We start from the raw sequence: 1676 nt of genomic DNA on the forward strand, positions 1-1676 counted from the left end.
CTACTCGAACACGTCTTCGAGCTGTCGCTGCCCCCAACTCCACCCGCAATCCGGCAACTCACCTCGAGCGCCGTCTCGCCGCGCCCACTCGCATGCTGGTCAAACTGGAAGGAGCGTTCGGCGACTCTGCGGACCCTGTCACTCGTGTGCCGCAGGTGGAGGGACTGGGCGCAGCGGGAGCTGTGGAGGCACTGCGTCCTGAGGGACGAGTCGGACATCCGGCTGTTGCTCGAGGCAGGGAACGCGATGGGCGTCGCTGAACGACGGCGACGAGGGTTCGTGACGGAGACGGTCAGGCTGGGAGGAGCGGAGAACGGAAGACCGCTGTCTGGGAAGGACTTGGGTGCGGTCCTGCGGTTACTCCAGGCGGACGAGGTCGACGAGGGAGAAGGCATCAAGGAGGTGTGGCTCGTGACGATGCGCGGCGTAGACCTGCGCGAGATACGGCATCTCAATGGTGCGTACTTTCGCTCGAGTCGTCGCTTGGCTCGCTGACCTTGACATCCCGAGCAGACCTGCGCACCCTCTTCTGCAACGAAATCACCCTCTCCGTCTCAACCGGTTCTCCGCAGACACCAGTGTGCCATCCTCCTCTTCGACTCCCCCGTCTTCGCTCCGTCACCCTCCAGCTAGTCGACATCGACCCGTCCCTCCGCACCATCATGTTCGAGAACCACCGCTTCCCCGCACTCGAGATCCTCGACTTCGACAACTTCGAGGCGTTGACGCAGTGCTTCGACGGTAATCCGGATGCGATGCCGAAACTCAAGGCGATCAACCCGGCGAGGGACACGCAGGCCGAGTACTTTGCCGCGCTGCAGAAGGACGAGTGGGACGATGCAGACTCCGTGGGCAGCGCGTACGACACCTACATTCCGAGCCGACCACTCACACTGGCCGACCTGCCGCCGCCTCCGCCCGCCTTCCCCCTCCCTTCGCTTCCGTCTTCGTCTTCCGCCGCACCACCGCCTGCCCCTCTCTACCCTCCCGGTTACGGCTGGCCGCCACCACTCTCGAGCGCTCCCTACCCACCTGCCGACGTACCGCTCTGGCCGCCCGGCTACATCCCAACACCCTCTCCCGACGGTCTCCTCACCATCTGGATGAGCGACGACTTCCTCAAATACCTGCCCTACTTCGCCCCTTCCCTCCCAAACGATCTCGTCAAGCTCACGCTCAACTTCTCGATCGACGACGTCGAGCGCGAACACTTTGAAGAGTTCCTCTCGAACGAGGACTTTCTTCGGATCCTCGCGCCTGAGCAATCCAGCTCAACTCGCAGCACACAGTCCCCGACCGGCGTCACGCACATCCACTTGAACGACCCTCACTTCCTCATCGATCTCACGAAGCGCTGGCCAGACCTGTCAATGATCTTCTTCGCAACCATGAAAGTGCGCGGGATGACCTTTACGCAGGGACCGCAACTTGAAGACGCGGATCGCGACGACGAGGTTGAGATGAACGGCGTCGAGGCGACGATGAACTTGGACTTCTTGCTGGATGCGGAGCGGGTCATTCGGAGGCAGAAGGAGGAGGAGGTTAGAGCGGAAAGGGTGGCGCGATTGGTATGAGCAGGAGTCGTTGACGCCTTCAATGGTCGGCGTCTGGCAAAGGCGGAAGGGCTCACTGGGCTGCGGGACGGGGGCGAAGGCGAAGGACTCGTTCACCGCCAG

General features: G+C 62.6%; 2 protein-coding genes. Both read left to right on the forward strand.

What is annotated here, in order from left to right; all coding sequences use genetic code 11:
• The first annotated feature begins 144 nt into the window (after positions 1–144).
• On the forward strand, positions 145–495 hold the full coding sequence (locus tag EPN29_13895; protein ID TAN31249.1) for a hypothetical protein: 351 nt from the start codon (positions 145–147) through the stop codon (positions 493–495).
• Positions 496–662: 167 nt separating this feature from the next.
• The gene (locus EPN29_13900) at positions 663–1574 is read left to right on the forward strand and encodes a hypothetical protein (GenBank protein TAN31250.1); all 912 of its coding nucleotides are present in this window, start codon (positions 663–665) and stop codon (positions 1572–1574) included.
• Positions 1575–1676 lie beyond the last annotated feature (102 nt).

Source organism: bacterium (assembly GCA_004299235.1).
In the GTDB taxonomy this organism is placed as follows: Bacteria; Chloroflexota; Dormibacteria; order Dormibacterales; family Dormibacteraceae; genus SCQL01.